This is a genomic window from Salinivibrio sp. SS2 (assembly GCF_001722075.1).
Lineage (GTDB): Bacteria > Pseudomonadota > Gammaproteobacteria > Enterobacterales > Vibrionaceae > Salinivibrio > Salinivibrio proteolyticus.
Map to the genome: position 1 here is coordinate 1 of NZ_MEBP01000133.1, position 16,629 is coordinate 16,629.

Below are 16,629 nucleotides of genomic sequence, written 5' to 3' on the forward strand. Positions count from 1 at the left end.
CGCTGGGCAAACAAAAAACGCAGCCGTTTGGGCTGCGTTTTTCATTAAGCTGCATTTTTACTGGGCTGCGGGTATGTCGGACTCGGCGAGGCTGCGCATCTCCCACTCGCTAAGGCCGAGACACCAACGCAGGCTAATCGCTGTCTGGGTCTGCTAACAAATCGTCCTTGGCAGCCATCATATATTGGTACATCGACCAATAGGTTAAGCCAGTTGCGGCATAGAGCGCGACATAACCCAGCCATTCAATCCAAGGCGCGGCATGCCAAAGCAGCATCGTCAGAGCAAACATTTGTGAAGCCGTTTTAAATTTCCCCACCCAAGAGACAGCAACGCTGGCGCGTTTACCAATTTCTGCCATCCACTCGCGCAGGGCCGAAATAATCACTTCTCGCGCAATCATGGTCGCAGCGGGAATCGTGACCCAAATGGAGTAGTAATGCTCGACAATCAGCACCATGGCAATTGCCACCATCACCTTATCGGCAACAGGATCGAGAAAGGCGCCAAACCGGGTCGATTGTTTTAAACGGCGAGCTAAATACCCATCCAACCAATCAGTAACACCGGCAATCACGAAAACGAGTGCCGCGGCAAACGGAGCCCATTCGTAGGGCAAATAATAGGCGATGACAAAGACCGGAATTAGCGCAAGGCGCAAAAAGGTCAAAATGGTGGGTATATTAAGGCGCATGCTCAGCTTTTTATTGTTGGATTGACTACGTTATGTTGCCCCATTGCCTCTAACCTTGCAATGAGGAATGAATTTTCTCTGCCAGTGTTCGGCTGATCCCGGGGACTTTGGCGATTTCTTCGACACTGGCGTTGCGCAACTCTTGGATCCCACCAAGATACTTCAGCAAAGCTTGGCGACGTTTCGGGCCAATACCTTCGATTTGGGTCAGCACACTTTGTTTGCGCGCTTTTCCACGTGCGGCACGGTGTCCAGCAATAGCGTGATCATGGCTTTCATCGCGGATGTGTTGAATAAGGTGCAACGCTGGTGAGTCGGCCGGCAACGAAAATTGCTCGCCAGAGACTTTGATCAGTGTCTCTAGGCCCGGTTTACGGCTGGTCCCTTTGGCAACACCCAAAATAAGCGGATGAATGGGCCAATCGGCGATCAGGGGTTTAAGTACCTCCCACGCGCGATTGAGCTGCCCTTTACCCCCATCAATCACGATAATATCGGGGATTTTTTCTGGCTCGAGCTGTTTGCTGTAACGACGGGTCAGCACTTGGGCCATTGCGGCGTAATCGTCACCGCCGGTGATCCCTTCAATGTTGTAACGGCGATACTCTTTTTTTAGCGGGCCATCTTGGTTAAACACCACGCACGACGCCACGGTTTTTTCGCCCATGGTGTGGCTGATATCAAAACACTCCATCCGTTTGACCGGGTTTAACCCTAGCGTTTCTTGCAGCACCTTGTAGCGGTGCTGGATGGTCATGCGATGGTTTATCTTGCTGGTTAACGCTGTACGCGCATTGGTGTTGGCTAGCTTTAAGAAGCGTGCCCGCGCGCCGCGTGGTTTGCTTTGCAGTTGCACTCGCCGCCCGGCGATTTCACTCAAGGTATCTGACAGCCAGGAAAGATCGTCGCCGATGTCATCAGAAATCAAAATGTGGCTAGGAATGGTGCGCCCTTCTGCTTGGGCCAAATAAAACTGGCTGACAAAGCTAGACACCACCTCGGCAGGTTCCGTCTCCGCCGGCATTTTGGGGAAGTAGCTGCGGCTACCTAACACCTTACCTTGGCGTAAAAACAGCACATGAATACAGGCCACACCATTCTCAAGTCCAAACCCGATCACATCCAGATCTTCGTCGCTATCTTGCGAGACAAACTGCTGCTCTTGCACGCGACGCAAGGCTTGGATTTGATCGCGGTATTCGGCGGCTTTTTCGAATTGAAGCTGCTGACTGGCGGTTTCCATTTTTTCCACCAGCGAATCGATCACTTGGCGGTTTTTGCCCTGCAAGAATAACCGCGCAAAATTCACCTGCTCGGCGTACTCCTCATCACTGACCAATCCGGGCACACAAGGCCCCGCACACCGACCAATTTGGTACATCAAACAGGGACGACTGCGGTTAGCGTAAACGGAGTCTTCACATTGGCGAACGGGGAATATTTTCTGCAGCAGGTGCAGGCTTTGTCTTACTGCGCTCGCATCCGGAAACGGGCCGAAGTATTCGCCCTTTTTCTTTTTCGCACCGCGATGAACCGCCAAGCGAGGGTGGGTATGGCCGCTTAGATAAATGTAGGGGTAGGATTTATCATCGCGCAGCAACACATTGTATTTAGGCAGGTGTTGCTTGATGAGGTTGTGTTCAAGGATCAGCGCTTCGGTTTCCGTGTGAGTGACGGTGACTTCCACATTGGCGATGTTACGTACCAAGGCTTTGGTTTTTTCGCTGGAAACTTGCACTCGAAAGTAGCTGGCAAGACGCTTGCTCAGATCTTTCGCCTTACCCACATAAATGATCTCACCCGAGGCGTCCATCATGCGATAAACGCCCGGTTGGTGAGGCACCGTTTTTAAAAAGCTTTTTGAATCGAATGTGTCTGGCACTACAGAGTCTCGGTATCTAACATCCCGTGACGAATGGCGAGGTGAGTTAACTCCACATCTCCGTTAATGCCTAGCTTGCTAAACAAGCGATAGCGGTAACTATTAACGGTTTTGGGGCTTAAACTGAGCTGCTCGGAAATGTCCGTGACTTTTTGCCCTTTGGTGATCATCAGCATGATCTGCAATTCACGCTCAGACAGCTCCTTGAAAGGGTTGTCAGAAGAAGCGGAGAACTGACTAAGCGCCATTTGCTGGGCAATATCCGGGGAAATGTACCGTTGGCCACTATTGACCATGCGAATCGCATTCACCACTTCGTCTGCGCCCGCCCCTTTGGTGAGATAGCCCGCGGCACCCGCTTGCATCACCTTGGTTGGGAATGGGTTCTCAGTGTGAATCGTGAGTACGATGATCTTGGCATCCGGCGAGTAGCGAAGCAACTTACGTGTGGCTTCCAAACCCCCGATGCCCGGCATGTTCATGTCCATCAGGACAATATCGGCGTGATTTTGCCGACACCACTTGAGTGCGGCTTCACCGCTGTCGGCTTCCCCTACCACTTTAATTCCACGGACGTCTTCTAATAGACGTCGAATCCCTGTGCGAACCAGCTCGTGATCATCTACAAGGAAAACAGTGATCAATCTTGTATCTCCACTTGGTTTGGTTCGCCAACTTGTTGCTTCACCGCAACGGTTGGACGTGTCTTAACGCATATTACTTGAGTTTTACCACGGATGAAAAGGCAACAACAGGGGCGATGTGCCGAATCGCAAATTTTCATACACCAAGCTGTCAAAAAACAGTCAACCCGTCTAAATTATGGCCAACGCGGTGATATTTGCACCAAGTTGCTAGCCATAAACAGAGTAACGTCATGTTGACATGTCAGCATTTTTGAACACATCGCCCTCCTGTCCGTGATCGCGAGAGAGCTTAACCCCTTAGGCTATAGCGCCAAACACAGATACTTCATTTCGAGGTATTCATCCAAGCCCCATTGTGACCCTTCTCGGCCTAAGCCTGATTGTTTCACCCCACCAAAGGGCGCCACCGCGGTTGAAATAAGGCCAGTGTTAATCCCCACCATGCCGTACTCTAAGGCTTCTGCGACACGATGCACGCGGCTAATGTCTCGCGCATAAAAGTACGACGCCAGACCAAACTCGGTATCGTTCGCCATTGCGATAGCTTCAGCTTCATCATTAAAGGCAAACAAGGGCGCAACCGGACCAAAGGTTTCTTCTTTAGCAATCCGCATCGCCGGTGTCGCGTGTTTGATGACCGCAGGCTGAGTAAAGTTTTCCCCTAACTCTGGGCAATCGCCACCAAGCAGGATCTCGCCGCCGTGTTGCTTGGCATCGTCCAAATGTGCTTTCACTTTGTCGATCGCACCAAGATTAATCAGCGGGCCAATGTCCACCTTATCATCGGTGCCAAGACCGACACGTAATTGACTAACCGCTTTTGTGAATTTTTCTGCAAAGGCGTCATAGATACTCGATTGCACATAGATTCGATTCACACAAACGCATGTTTGTCCCGCATTGCGATATTTAGCCGCGATGGCACCTTCAACCGCTGCATCAATATCCGCATCATCAAAAACAATAAACGGCGCATTGCCCCCCAACTCCAGCGACAGCTTTTTAATGCTTGGCGCGCATTTTTCCATCAGTCGTGCGCCAATTTCCGTCGAGCCAGTGAATGAGAGCTTGCGTACCCGATCATCGCTGCAAAGCGTATCGGCAATCGGCCCAGCCGTGCCAGTGACGATGCTTAGTACCCCGGCAGGCACACCAGCACGCAGTGCCAGCTCTCCAAGCGCCAACGCCGACAACGGTGTGTCACTGGCCGGCTTCACCACCATAGTACAACCTGCCGCCAGTGCTGCCGCGGCTTTGCGGGTGATCATCGCGGCTGGAAAATTCCAAGGCGTAATCGCTGCCGTTACGCCAATCGGCTGCTTGATCACAGAGATGCGTTTTTCGGCCTGCTCAGCAGGAATGGTCGCGCCATACACCCGCTTCGCTTCTTCAGCAAACCACTGTAAAAATGACGCCGCGTATTGGATCTCTCCCGCGGCTTCTTTCAGCGGCTTGCCTTGCTCGGCGGTCATGATCGCCGCTAAGTCGTCTTTGTGTTCAAGCATCAGCTCGTACCAGCGGTACAATACTTCGGCTCGGGCTTTCGCCGTTAGCGCTCGCCACTCGGGCAAGGCCGCATCGGCGGCATCAATCGCTTGTCGTGTTTCCTCGGCGCCCATATTGGGTATGTTTGCCAAACACGCGCCATTGGCAGGATTGGTCACTGGGCGTGTTTTTTGGTTGCGGGCATCTTTCCATTGACCGTTAATCAGTGCTTGTGTCTTAAGCAGCGTCATGTCCTGCAATTGCATAATGGCTCCTTTTTTGTTCAAAGGCGTTGCGCGTTCACCCAAATCATACTGGCACCTTGCCAGCTCACGAATAGCACGGCAAGATATTCGCTGAGATCAACGACTATAAGCCAGTAAATGCACAATGTCTGCCCAAGTAGACAGCAAATAACCACAACGGCTTATAGATACCGGCGCAAACACAGCTGGCCCTTCAACAGAAAAAGGATGCTCTATGCGTATTTTTAGCCAGTTCGATAGCGGGAATATCCGCGTTCTGAATGACGACGACATCAACAATATCCAGCTTGCCATTCACCAAGACAATCAATCTGAGTTTTATCAGTGGTTCCACTTTCGCCTTGAAGCTGAGGTCAATCAGGCCCATACGCTCCATATTCAGCAGCTTGCAGGCTCTGCCTACCCTGAAGGTTGGACAGACTACCAAGCGGTTGCCTCATACGACCGTGATACCTGGTTCCGTGTCCCTACTGAATTCGACGGCGATACCTTGACCATGAAGGTGACGCCGCAACACGGCTCGATGTACTTTGCGTATTTCGCACCGTATAGCTATGAACGCCACTTGGATTTGATTCATCAAGCACAAACCTACCCACAGTGCCAATTAGAAACGCTTGGCCAAACCCTAGATGGTCGCGACATTAGCCTCTTGAAAATTCGCGCAGATTTAGGGGAATCCGCCCAACCGAAAACGCCCATTTGGCTGATTGCCCGCCAGCACCCCGGCGAGACCATGGCGGAATGGTTTATGGAAGGTTTACTCGACCGATTGCTTGACGACACGGACACCACCGCCCGTGCACTGTTGGAAAAAGCGGACTTTTACATCGTTCCTAACATGAATCCCGACGGCAGCGTACGCGGCCACTTGCGCACCAATGCCGTCGGCGCCAACTTAAACCGCGAATGGGAAACGCCAAGCCTTAAGCGTAGCCCTGAGGTGTATCATGTTCGTGCCCGTATGGAACAAACTGGGGTGAAAATGTGCCTCGATATTCACGGTGATGAGGCAATTCCGTATAACTTTGTTGCCGGTTGCGAGGGGATCCCATCTTACGATGAACGTATGGCCGATCTCGAAAACCGCTTCAAACGTGCGCTGCTTACCGTAACGCCGGAGTTTCAAGACGAGCATGGCTATGAAAAAGACGCGCCCGGTAAAGCCAATTTAACCGTAGGATCAAACTGGATTGGCGAGCGCTTTAAGTGTTTGTCGTACACGGTTGAGATGCCGTTTAAAGATCACAACGACCAACCGGATCCAGACTTTGGCTGGTCACCTGCGCGCAGCCAAGCCTTTGGTCGCGATATGCTCAGCGCCATCCTTGCGGTGGTGGATACACTGTAACGCACCCAATGTGCGCGAGACGCAAAAGCCGATGCCGCGTCATCGGCTTTTTCTATGTCTGTCATAGATTATTTCTGTTTTCGCTCGCCGGTAAAGGCTCGTAAACTAGCCACAAATCATTCGACGAGGAACAATAATGACAACCCTAACCTCACGTTGCCCTCACTGCCAAGCAATGAACCGTATTCCGAGCGAACGCGTGAACGACGCGCCCAAGTGTGGCAAGTGTCAATCAGCGCTATTAGAAGGAAAGCCCATTGAAGGCACGAGCGATAACTTTGCTGCTTTACTTAACAGCGACAAGCCCGTGGTGGTAGATTTTTGGGCCCCTTGGTGTGGACCATGTCAAAGTTTTGCACCTGCTTTTGAGGCCGTCGCCGAACAGGAAGAAGGCCGTGCGCTGTTTGTGAAAATTGACACTGAAGCGCAGCAAGCGCTGGCAGCACAATATCGCATTCGCAGCATTCCGACGCTAATGGTGTTTAAAAACGGCGAGCGCGTTGACATGATGAACGGCGCCCTGCCTCAAAATGCCTTTAGTGACTGGCTAAGCCAGCACCTTAGCTAATCGCTAACCATCCTTTCATGATGATCACGCGGCGCTACACTTTTAGCGCCGCGCCTTGTTTGACCGCGCGGATCGCCACATTGGTATTGATGTCTTTTACCATCGCCAAGGTCTGTAACTGGCGCATAAAGGCTTCATAGTGCGGTAAATCGCGCGTCACCACTTCCAGTAAATAATCATAAGTGCCAGAAATGACGTGGCCGTTGATCACTTCATCCATATCCACCAGCGCGTTTTCAAAGGTGACAATCGCCTCTTCTCGGTGATTACTCAAACTCACGTTAACGAAAAAGGTCATGTTTAGCCCAATCCGCTGGCGATTTAGGGTGACCTGATAGGACGCTATCACCCCATCGGCTTCCAGCTTTTTGATTCGTCTTGCACACGGTGAAAACGACAGTCCAACCGCATCAGCGATTTCCGCGGTGGTACGGCGCGCATCGTCTTGCAACAGCGCCAGAATCGCTTTGTCTTTACTGTCCAAATCGCTTCCTTAGTGATTTTCAACAACAAAAATATAATTAAAGATGATAAACGCTAACATAATGGCAAATCACTCTTTAATTTGCCACCAATCCCTCCTTTGACGCTGCCACACTAACTCTATTCTTGAACAAGGAAGTGACCAACCATGCCTGCCACCTCTCAACGTGTATTAGGCCTTGCCGCCATGCTTGTCACCGTGACCATTTGGGCGAGCCTGTTTATCTCATTGCGTCAGGCCAGCCAATCGGTGTTAACCAGTGGCGATGTTGCCCTACTGCGCTTTTTGCCCGCCGCTCTCCTATTTGGTTGGCTGAGCCGTCATCGGATCCGTCATATTGTCTCCGTGCCCAAACGTTATCTGTTTGCGATTGCCTTCGGTGCCGGTTTACCGTTTTATCTGCTCGCTGCCACAGGTATGCAGTTAGCCCCTGTTGCCGATGGCGCCTCGTTAATTCCGGGGATCTTGCCACTGTTTGTCTCTACCATCGCTTGGGGCGTTTATGGTGAATCACTCTCGGTGGGACGGCGATTAGGGATTGGACTTATCGTGATCGGTATCGGCGCGTTTTTATGGCATTCGCTGTTCTTCTCACCGTGGAGCGTCACCCAAGGCCATTTGATTTTGCTTGCGGCCAGTATCAGCTGGGCGTGGTTTACCATTGGCGTACGTGTGACAGGATTGAATGCCGCAGAAGCCGGAGCGGTACTCGCGATTTCGGCCGTCTTGTTGCTGCCTGTGGGCGCGATGAGCGGGCTGACCTCGTTTAACCTGCTCCAAGCGCCTGTGGGCGAGCTGGGCTACCATGTGCTGGCGCAAGGTTTGGGTGTGGGGATCATTGCCAATTACAGCTATGCATTTGCGATTCGGCGCTTAGGTGCAGAAATGAGTGCCGCAATAGGCGCATTCACGCCTGTGGTGGCCGCGCTGATCGCAATCCCTGTGTTCTCAGAAACCGTCAGTCTGCTCACCGTGGTGGCGATGGCGTTGATTGTATTCGGTGCGGTGCTCGCCAGTGAGGGGATAAAGTGGCGACGCACACAAACAAAAAGCGGCCCGCGGGCCGCTTAATCTGTGACTCGACGTAAACGCTATCCGGTTAGAGATAGTCGCCACGACGCAAGGCATCGATACGTTTTTCTAGCGGTGGGTGAGTCATAAACAACTCACTCAGCGTTTTCTTACCGTTAATACCAAATGCCATCATTGAACCTTCCAGTTTCGGCTCGTGGCTGACTTTTAAACGCTCCAGTGCTGCAATCATTTTCTGTTTGCCCACCAGCTGCGCTGAGCCTGCATCGGCGCGGAATTCGCGATGACGGCTAAACCACATGGTGAGAATGCTAGCCAGAATACCAAACACGATTTCTAGCACTGACGATACCAGGAAGTACATCATCCAGTTGCCGCCGCCTTCGCCTTCTTCGTCGCTGTTCATGCCACTGACCGCGCCAGCGATGACACGAGAGATAAAGATCACGAAGGTGTTAACTACCCCTTGCATCAAGGTCATGGTGACCATATCGCCGTTGGCAATGTGGCTGACTTCGTGCGCCAGTACCGCTTCCGCTTCATCACGGGTCATGTTTTGTAGTAACCCCGTTGATACCGCGACCACAGAGTCGTCACGTTTTGCCCCGGTGGCAAACGCGTTGATATCAGGCGAGTTATAGATCGCCACCGTTGGCATGCCAATGCCAGCACGCTGAGCCTGTTGACTGACCGTGTTCATCAACCAGTGCTCGGTTTCATTACGTGGATGTTCAATCACTTGCGCCCCTACAGAGCGAAGTGCCATGGATTTTGACATCAGCAACGAGATAATTGAGCCGCCAAAACCGAATACAGCCGCCAGTACCAACAACCCAGACAAGCTGCCCGGCTGCATGCCTGTAACCGCGTAGATGATGTTCAGCACAATGCTGAATACGATCAGTACCGCGAGGTTGGTAGCAAGAAATAATCCTATGCGTTTCATCGTGTGTCTCCGTCGCTTAAACCCAGTGTTTAGCGCTTACTTGTTGTAATGGTAAAAATAGTATGGGCATTCAAGATAAAAACAATCCTTTGATGCAATTTGTTACGAATAAAATGATTGAATCCGCCCATCGATACAGACAGCCGCATCACTCCGCTGACCAGTTAGTGTGGCACGTTATTCCCATCTGATATAGATAAAATGTGAGCTAGGCCAATTGAGAAATTTTTAAAACCAATTCAGCAACTTAAAAACAAACCTAACACATAGAGCCAGCATTTTAGACAAATCCAAGCTACTATAGACTTTAGTCGAGTTGTAATTGCGTTAAGAGGGCGCTAATTTGGCTGCAGCTGTTTAAAACTAGATAACATTTTCTCACTCATTGTTTACACCGCGATGAAGCGTCAATGAGATGAGACAAAGTGTGAAGCCCTGATCAAGAGCCGCGTCAAAACAACGCGTTATCAATGGAGTGAAACCATGGCAGAAAAAGAAAACTACCGTGTCGCTATCGACATCTTATGCTGTCATCTCGGCATGAGCTTCGACGAAGCCTGCTCAGAACTTGGGTTAGCATCGGATGACGCCAGTGCAGCGCGACAAATTGCAGAAGTCCAGCAAGGTCTAATGGGATTACTGGACGATCAAAAGTAAGCGGTCGTTGTCAGTCATTCCTGTTACAAGTCCGATTCTACATTAGCAAAAAGCCAGTTTTCACTGGCTTTTTTTGTGTCCGGCATGACTCAATGCGCCCACCGTTTAAGGCGCTAAAAGCGCACGGATATCCAGCGTTGACGCCCGTTGTGCTGGCGAGGCATCGGCAGCAAACGGCAAGTGCCCCAGACAAGGCGCATCTAAATGCGCGTCAAGATAGCGCACCATTTCGTCACTGTACTGCGCCTTAGGATCCACGGCGTTTGCCACCCATCCAGCTAACGTAAGCCCGGGTGCACGTATGGCCTCGGCGGTGAGTAAAGCATGGTTTAAACAGCCAAGCTTTATTCCCACCACCATGATCACTGGCAGTTGATGGGCAACCACCCAATCGGCAAGCGTTTCAGTCTCACTCAGTGGCACTTGCCAGCCTCCAGCCCCTTCTACCAATACTGGGCTGGCCTGCTGTTTTAAATGCGCGAGCCCATCGCTCAACACCTGGGTATCGATGGGCGTGTTGGCTAACACGGCGGCCCAGTGGGGCGAGCACGGCGTTTCTAACAACACTGGGTTGATAGAGGCATACGGCAATGCAATCGCACTGGCGCGCTGCAAAGTGACAGCGTCACTATTGAGTTGGTAGTCAGGCGCTAAATCGGCACCAGCGGCAACAGGCTTGTAGCCCACCGCTTGATAGCCCTTTGCGATAAAGGCGTGCAACAGCGCCGCCGTGGTATAGGTTTTCCCCACTTCGGTGTCGGTGCCGGTAATAAAGTAACTGTCATGCATGATGGTGAATCACTATGTAGCCAATTTGATAGGTCGCCGGTAAGGTGTTGGCGGCAAGTGCAAAACGCTGATACGCCTTTTCTACCGCACTAAACTGCGCTCTTGTCGCCAGCCCTTGCTGCCCCGCCCCTTGCGGGCGATATGTCGCGCCAATGCCTTTTAAGCTTTTCATCACCGTATGGGCATTGGCAAAAGTCAGCTGTTCGCTTTCTTGCAACACGGTCGCGTTCATCAACCCGGCGCGTTGGGTCGCCTGTTGTAACTCAGATAAGGAGATAAAGTGGTTCACCCGTGACGTGCCGCATGCTTGTTGCCACGCGCTGTCGAGTTCACACAAGGATCCGTTGAGCAGTGTTGAAACAAGAATTTGCCCACCGGGTTTGACGACCCGACGCAGCTCCGCCAATGGCACATGCAAATCGTCGCACCATTGCAGCGCTAACGAGCTAAATGCCAGATCAACGCTGTTATCAGCCAGCGGTAAATGCTCCGCATCTGCTTGTACGCCTAGCATGGCGTCGCCGCAGCGCGCTTTTGCCGTTGCAAGCATAGGAGCGCTGAGATCCAGTCCAATCACTGTTTTAGCGTGAGTCATCCACTGCTGGGTGAAATAGCCGGTGCCACAACCGACATCTAAGACGGTACTGAGATGGATAGCTTTTTGCTCTGACTCAGCCAATGCCATTAACCGATGGCCGACACGGCGCTGCAGCGTCGCACTGTCGTCATAATGGGGCGCGGCTCGGCCAAACGCTCGAGCAATCGCTTGTTTATCGGCGACGGTCATGCTGTCACCCCACACGCTTTGTCGCTCGCTAATACCGGCTTCAGCGCCTCAATCAGTGCGGTGATATCTGTTTTTTGATGTTGCGCGGACAGGCTGATCCGCAGACGTGCGGTGTTGGCAGGCACAGTCGGTGGCCGAATCGCCCCCACCCGAATATGCGCCTTCATCAAAGCGTGATTCACCTGCTGTAACGCGGCCAAATCGCCGATAATCAGCGGCTTGATCGGGCTAGGCGTCGCCAGCAATTGCGGGAAGGACTTCGTATTTAAAGCATGGGGTTCGAAAGCAGTAGACGTCTCTAACCAATCGTGGAGGCCTTGCGCTAGCTGTTCAGTATGGGCGCTGAGTGTTTCTCGCCGCCAGTGCTCTGTTCGTGCTAGCCTAATCGCATCCTCAATGAGTGCCGCTTGCGCAGGTGGCATAGCCGTCGAGTACACATAATGGCGAGCGAACTGGCGTAAATAGTCAATGATGGAGGGAGAAGCCAGCACTGCCGCCCCCGCCACGCCCAGGGCTTTTCCAAACGTCACGATTAAAATATCCGGCCGCGCGCCACGACTGATACTGCCCTCGCCTTCTTGCCCTAACACGCCAATCCCATGCGCATCATCCAGTGCCCAGAGCGCCCCCGATTGGTTGGCAAGCGTGGCAAGGCTGTCGGTTGGGGAGGTATCTCCATCCATGCTGAACACCCCTTCCGAGACAATCAGCGATGCGGAAGGCTGGGTTTGCTTCGCGAGCAGTTGGCGAAGGTGTGCCATGTCGTTATGACGAAACCGCCGCTGCGTGGCAGGGCTCAATACGCCGGCCTCAATCAAGGAGGCGTGGTTGAGTTTATCTTGAAACAAGGCATCGTCTTTACCTAACAGCGTAAACAGTAACGCCTGATTGGCAGCAAAACCACTGTTAAACAGTATCGCTTGCGGGTAACCCAGCCAGTCACACAGCTGATCACAAAGGGATTGATGCGCTGCGGTAAAACCAGATACTACCGGCGACGCCGTTGCACCCACGCCCCAGCGTTCAAGGTGCTGCTGCGCCTTTTTGACCAGCCGCGGGTCTTGCGCGAGGCCTAAATAATCATTACCCGCAAAGTTGCGCCATGACTCGGCGACGGCATTGTCTCCATTTTGCCGCCATAGGCCTTGTTGCTGACGTGCGGCCAGCTCATCCTGATAACGGCGGGTCAGCGCTGATGTTGTGTCAGTCATGGTGCTTAGACACTGGCGTCGTAGAACAAATCGCCCTCTTGCGGGCGCGATGCCACTCGCTCGGCCACTTGCTCAAGTAAGTCGTGCTCAGTGACTTGATCGGGCTTTTGGCTGACCGCTTCGCGATTAATACCCAGCTTTTTAAATAGCTGCATGTCCGCGTCTTCGTCAGGGTTTGGTGTGGTCAACAGCTTGCAGCCGTAGAATATCGAGTTGGCGCCAGCCATAAAGCACAAGGTTTGCATTTGCTCGTTCATGTCTTCGCGCCCGGCAGACAGCCGCACTGCCGATTTGGGCATCATGATCCGCGCCACCGCGATAATGCGGACAAAATCGAACGGGTCAACGTCATCGACGTTCTCAAGCGGTGTGCCTTTTACTTTGACCAGCATGTTAATCGGCACGCTTTCTGGGTGAGCCGGCATATTGGCCAGCTCAACCAGCAAACCTGCGCGATCGCGCGCACTTTCACCCAGCCCAATAATGCCGCCGGAACATACCTTCATTCCCGCGTCTCGTACATTAGATAAGGTATCAAGGCGTTCTTGATACGTCCGCGTGGTGATGATGTTGCCGTAAAACTCGGGCGAGGTATCGAGATTATGGTTGTAGTAATCCAAACCCGCCTCCGACAAGGTCTTGGCTTGCTCTGCATCCAACATGCCCAGCGTCATGCAGGTTTCCAACCCTAAGCCTTTTACGCCTTGGATCATATCGAGCAAATATGGCATATCGCGTTGCTTGGGGTTTTTCCACGCCGCCCCCATGCAAAAGCGCGTCGCGCCTGAGGCTTTGGCTTTCTCCGCCGCTTCGAGCACGCGTTCCACTTCCATTAAGCGCTCTTTCTCAACATCGGTGCGATACCGCGCACTTTGCGGGCAATATTTGCAATCTTCTGGACACGCGCCGGTTTTGATCGATAACAGCGTGCTGACTTGCACTTGGTTGGCAGGATGGTATTCACGATGTACCTGCTGCGCTTCAAACAGCAAATCCATAAAAGGTTTATCGAACAATGCTTGCACTTCCTGTGCGGTCCAGTTGTGTCTTATTTCCACGCGGTTTTCCCCGTTGTTGTCGTTTTAATGCTTGGCTAGTCTACCCACAGACGCTAACCTGTCAACACAACAAGATCACGCTGGTTTACATTTGATTTATTTATGAGCATTAACACCCATTTTGACCGTGAACATATCTGGCATCCCTACACTTCAACGCTCGACCCTTTGCCTTGCTTACCTGTCTCACACGCAAGCGGCGCCGAGCTACACCTTGAAGATGGCACTGTTCTGATTGATGGCATGTCATCATGGTGGGCAGCGATTCACGGCTATAACCACCCTGCTTTAAACGCTGCGGCGCATCAGCAAATTGATAAAATGTCGCATGTGATGTTTGGCGGTCTCACCCACCAGCCCGCGGTCTCGCTTTGTGAGCGCTTGGTCACGCATTCACCCGCGCCACTCACGCAAGTCTTTTTGGCCGATTCAGGCTCTGTGTCAGTAGAAGTGGCGCTTAAAATGGCGATGCAATATTGGCAGGGACGCGGCGAGTCGCGCGCACAGTTTTTGACCTTACGTCATGGCTATCATGGCGACACGTTCGCGGCCATGTCGGTGACGGACCCTGATAATTCGATGCACAAACTCTACAAAGGGTTTCTGCCCCAGCATCATTTTGTGCCGTCGCCACAAAGCCGCTTTGACGGTGAGTGGAACCCTAACGACATACAGCCCATGCGCGAAGCACTCGCCGCGCATCACGGCCAACTGGCCGCGGTGATCTTAGAGCCGATTGTGCAAGGCGCAGGCGGTATGCGCTTTTATCATCCCGAATACCTGCGTCAAGTGCGCGCTTTGTGCGATGAATTTGATGTACTGCTGATTGTGGATGAAATTGCCACCGGATTTGGCCGCACCGGTAAACTATTTGCCTGCGACCACGCGGGGATCAGCCCAGATATACTCTGCGTCGGTAAAGCACTGACCGGCGGCTACATGACCTTGGCCGCCACGCTCACTACCCGACATGTGGCCGATACCGTCTGCAGCAGTGATGCAGGCTGTTTTATGCACGGTCCTACCTTTATGGGCAACCCTCTCGCCTGCTCCGTGGCCTGCGCCAGCATTGATACCTTGCTAGAAAGTGACTGGCCGCAGACGGTTGCGCACATCGAGCAACAGCTGAAAACTGGCTTAGCACCTGCTCGCGCATTGGAATGTGTGGCGGACGTGCGTGTGCTTGGCGCAATTGGCGTGATAGAGTTGACCGACCCGGTGAACCTGGCCGATATTCAGCCTTTAATGACCGCCCAAGGTATTTGGGTTCGTCCGTTCGGAAAATTGGTTTATGTGATGCCACCCTATTGCATCCGCGACGACCAACTCCACCAACTCACCCAAGGGATGATCACCGCAATTAAGCAGTTTTTTGGTGAGTAGATAGGGTCGAACACGCCCCGTTAGAGACGGGGCGGCATCTAATGCCGATGTATACTGGCACGAATTTCTTCGCTTGATTAAAGAAAACGTCAACCAAAGTTCTTGCACACACTTCACAAATTAGCCATAGCTAACGTAACCATGACAACAACCCTATCCATATTTCTGGCCTGTTGCGTAGAATGCTGCGTCATGATCATTTACTGGCGGACAGAAAGAAAGGTGGCTTACAAATTAGTGCGATTGACCGAGCTTATGGCGTATGAGTTTAGTCAAGTAGAGGGCGATATCAGCTCGCTGAGCGAGCGTGACGTCAGCAGTATCATCCCTGATGGCGTGAGCTTTTCTCAGTTTAAGGAAAAGCTTGATAGCGGTGAGTATGTATTACTGACCGATGCGCCGAAGCAATCAGCGATGGTGCATGATAGCGTTAACAAGATATGGTCCGTTGCTCCGAGCACTAACACAACGCTTTCGCCACAAGCCCAATCGGCTCTTTCTGCTAGAGCGAATCAATCTGGGAATGTTGCAGCGGGAGCGACTGGTTCGGGTAGCGCGAATGACAGCTCGCAAGCTGCGACAACAAATATCGAAGATACCTATGTCCCTGAGCCAGTAAAGCCTGACCGTTCAGACGTGCCGCCAGCCTTGAAATATGAGTACTGCTTTGAGATTGCAGCCTCTGACGACACGTTTCGTAAGGCGGTAGGCTGTACTTTTCAATTAGCGAAAACTGAGCAAGAAGGCATGATTGGCCAGTGGCAAACTAAGCCTACCGAACACGGTACTAAGTACACCGCTTACGCCGCATTTGATGAGCCTAAAAAGCTAGTGGCTAAAATCTCTGCCGACACCATGGGAGTGAGTGTTCCTGACCACGTAGTGATGAAGCCTGAAGGCTCCGCTGTGGTCCGAGAAGCCTTCATTCCGGTGACACCCTCTATTCAGTTAGGTGAACGGCTCGGTTTACCCACCGAGGGATATTATTATCACTTCAACCAAAAGCGCCTTGTTCAAGAATATAAGCTGTTAGGCAATGGCAAGTGGCAGTTTTATGCCACGCGTTCTACCCATGAAAAACTCAATCATGACCAAGGCCTTAACAAGCACCAGAGTGCTATCTTGGTTTATTGGAAATTGGGTGGAAAAAACGTCGAGGACCAACACCTCGTCTATCTCAAAGAAGCAATTACCCGTGAAGAGCTCGATAATTTAGATGATGAATGGCTAGCAGAAAACGGCGTAAAGCTATCTATCAGCGATTTGCTCGCCGCCCCTAAGCAAGCCGTTGCGAATCGAGACGACTCACCGGCAGAGTCGGATGGCGTTGTTTCCTAAATCATTGAACTTATCACTCTAGCGGCGATCAGATCATCAACGCCTCAAAAC

At 52.1% G+C, this 16,629-nt stretch carries 15 protein-coding genes and 1 pseudogene; 6 read left to right on the forward strand and 10 right to left on the reverse strand.

What is annotated here, in order from left to right:
- Positions 1 to 133 precede the first annotated feature (133 nt).
- From pgsA to BGK46_RS16120, 4 genes are all read right to left on the reverse strand, one after another.
- Positions 134 to 694 carry a CDP-diacylglycerol--glycerol-3-phosphate 3-phosphatidyltransferase gene (pgsA, locus tag BGK46_RS16105; protein WP_069591012.1) on the reverse strand — a complete coding sequence of 187 codons (561 nt, stop codon included), beginning with the start codon at positions 692 to 694 and terminating at the stop codon, positions 134 to 136.
- A gap of 49 nt (positions 695 to 743) precedes the next feature.
- Positions 744 to 2,576: an excinuclease ABC subunit UvrC gene (gene uvrC / locus BGK46_RS16110; protein ID WP_084781547.1), complete on the reverse strand. Its 1,833-nt coding sequence runs from the start codon at positions 2,574 to 2,576 to the stop codon at positions 744 to 746.
- Entirely contained in the window at positions 2,576 to 3,220 is a 645-nt protein-coding gene (gene uvrY / locus BGK46_RS16115) for a UvrY/SirA/GacA family response regulator transcription factor (RefSeq protein WP_069591014.1), read from the reverse strand. The genes uvrC and uvrY overlap by 1 nt, the downstream gene beginning before the upstream one ends.
- A 305-nt stretch (positions 3,221 to 3,525) precedes the next feature.
- Complete coding sequence (locus BGK46_RS16120) at positions 3,526 to 4,974, reverse strand: NAD-dependent succinate-semialdehyde dehydrogenase (RefSeq protein WP_069591016.1); 1,449 nt, start codon at positions 4,972 to 4,974, stop codon at positions 3,526 to 3,528.
- 214 nt (positions 4,975 to 5,188) lie between these two features.
- On the opposite strand from BGK46_RS16120, the gene BGK46_RS16125 reads away from it, so the two are divergent.
- Positions 5,189 to 6,325, forward strand: coding sequence for a M14 family metallopeptidase (locus BGK46_RS16125; RefSeq protein ID WP_069591018.1), 1,137 nt, complete (start codon positions 5,189 to 5,191; stop codon positions 6,323 to 6,325).
- Positions 6,326 to 6,461: 136 nt separating this feature from the next.
- Positions 6,462 to 6,893 carry a thioredoxin TrxC gene (trxC, locus tag BGK46_RS16130; protein ID WP_069591020.1) on the forward strand — a complete coding sequence of 144 codons (432 nt, stop codon included), beginning with the start codon at positions 6,462 to 6,464 and terminating at the stop codon, positions 6,891 to 6,893.
- Positions 6,894 to 6,927: 34 nt separating this feature from the next.
- Here trxC and BGK46_RS16135 read toward each other — a convergent pair whose 3' ends face one another.
- Positions 6,928 to 7,377, reverse strand: coding sequence for an Lrp/AsnC family transcriptional regulator (locus BGK46_RS16135; protein ID WP_069591022.1), 450 nt, complete (start codon positions 7,375 to 7,377; stop codon positions 6,928 to 6,930).
- 147 nt (positions 7,378 to 7,524) lie between these two features.
- Here BGK46_RS16135 and BGK46_RS16140 point away from each other — a divergent pair, with 147 nt between their 5' ends.
- On the forward strand, positions 7,525 to 8,448 hold the full coding sequence (locus BGK46_RS16140) for a DMT family transporter (RefSeq protein ID WP_069591024.1): 924 nt from the start codon (positions 7,525 to 7,527) through the stop codon (positions 8,446 to 8,448).
- Between the two features lie 28 nt (positions 8,449 to 8,476).
- On the opposite strand, the gene htpX is transcribed toward BGK46_RS16140, so the two are convergent.
- Entirely contained in the window at positions 8,477 to 9,355 is an 879-nt protein-coding gene (gene htpX / locus BGK46_RS16145; RefSeq protein ID WP_069591026.1) for a protease HtpX, read from the reverse strand.
- 483 nt (positions 9,356 to 9,838) lie between these two features.
- Between htpX and BGK46_RS17675 the strand changes: the two genes are divergently transcribed.
- A complete protein-coding gene (locus tag BGK46_RS17675; RefSeq protein ID WP_167314491.1) occupies positions 9,839 to 10,012 on the forward strand; it encodes a hypothetical protein in 174 nt (57 codons plus the stop codon).
- Positions 10,013 to 10,117: 105 nt separating this feature from the next.
- Here the strand turns inward: BGK46_RS17675 and bioD are convergent, their stop codons facing one another.
- From bioD to bioB, 4 genes are read right to left on the reverse strand one after another with little or no spacing between them, the layout of a single operon-like run.
- Positions 10,118 to 10,801, reverse strand: a complete 684-nt coding sequence (gene bioD / locus BGK46_RS16150; protein WP_069591028.1) for a dethiobiotin synthase — start codon at positions 10,799 to 10,801, stop codon at positions 10,118 to 10,120.
- Positions 10,794 to 11,588 (reverse strand): malonyl-ACP O-methyltransferase BioC, encoded by a 795-nt coding sequence (gene bioC / locus BGK46_RS16155; RefSeq protein ID WP_084781549.1) that lies wholly within the window; start codon positions 11,586 to 11,588, stop codon positions 10,794 to 10,796. The genes bioD and bioC overlap by 8 nt, the downstream gene beginning before the upstream one ends.
- Positions 11,585 to 12,799, reverse strand: a complete 1,215-nt coding sequence (locus BGK46_RS16160) for an aminotransferase class I/II-fold pyridoxal phosphate-dependent enzyme (RefSeq protein WP_069591032.1) — start codon at positions 12,797 to 12,799, stop codon at positions 11,585 to 11,587. Before BGK46_RS16160 ends, bioC begins: the two co-directional genes overlap by 4 nt.
- A gap of 5 nt (positions 12,800 to 12,804) precedes the next feature.
- A complete protein-coding gene (gene bioB, locus BGK46_RS16165; RefSeq protein ID WP_069591034.1) occupies positions 12,805 to 13,857 on the reverse strand; it encodes a biotin synthase BioB in 1,053 nt (350 codons plus the stop codon).
- A gap of 108 nt (positions 13,858 to 13,965) precedes the next feature.
- On the opposite strand from bioB, the gene bioA reads away from it, so the two are divergent.
- Positions 13,966 to 15,240 carry an adenosylmethionine--8-amino-7-oxononanoate transaminase gene (gene bioA / locus BGK46_RS16170; protein WP_217492747.1) on the forward strand — a complete coding sequence of 425 codons (1,275 nt, stop codon included), beginning with the start codon at positions 13,966 to 13,968 and terminating at the stop codon, positions 15,238 to 15,240.
- Between the two features lie 192 nt (positions 15,241 to 15,432).
- Positions 15,433 to 16,539, forward strand: a pseudogene (locus BGK46_RS16175) (hypothetical protein); the annotation flags it as partial.
- Positions 16,540 to 16,629 lie beyond the last annotated feature (90 nt).

Excerpts from the sequence above, each read along its gene's own strand:
- BGK46_RS16120 (WP_069591016.1), bottom strand. The coding sequence starts at position 4,974 with ATGCAATTGCAGGACATGACGCTGCTTAAGACACAAGCACTGATTAAC.
- BGK46_RS17675 (WP_167314491.1), top strand. The coding sequence starts at position 9,839 with ATGGCAGAAAAAGAAAACTACCGTGTCGCTATCGACATCTTATGCTGT.
- bioC (WP_084781549.1), bottom strand. The coding sequence starts at position 11,588 with ATGACCGTCGCCGATAAACAAGCGATTGCTCGAGCGTTTGGCCGAGCC.
- trxC (WP_069591020.1), top strand. The coding sequence starts at position 6,462 with ATGACAACCCTAACCTCACGTTGCCCTCACTGCCAAGCAATGAACCGT.
- BGK46_RS16140 (WP_069591024.1), top strand. The coding sequence starts at position 7,525 with ATGCCTGCCACCTCTCAACGTGTATTAGGCCTTGCCGCCATGCTTGTC.
- bioD (WP_069591028.1), bottom strand. The coding sequence starts at position 10,801 with ATGCATGACAGTTACTTTATTACCGGCACCGACACCGAAGTGGGGAAA.
- BGK46_RS16125 (WP_069591018.1), top strand. The coding sequence starts at position 5,189 with ATGCGTATTTTTAGCCAGTTCGATAGCGGGAATATCCGCGTTCTGAAT.
- BGK46_RS16160 (WP_069591032.1), bottom strand. The coding sequence starts at position 12,799 with ATGACTGACACAACATCAGCGCTGACCCGCCGTTATCAGGATGAGCTG.
- pgsA (WP_069591012.1), bottom strand. The coding sequence starts at position 694 with ATGCGCCTTAATATACCCACCATTTTGACCTTTTTGCGCCTTGCGCTA.
- htpX (WP_069591026.1), bottom strand. The coding sequence starts at position 9,355 with ATGAAACGCATAGGATTATTTCTTGCTACCAACCTCGCGGTACTGATC.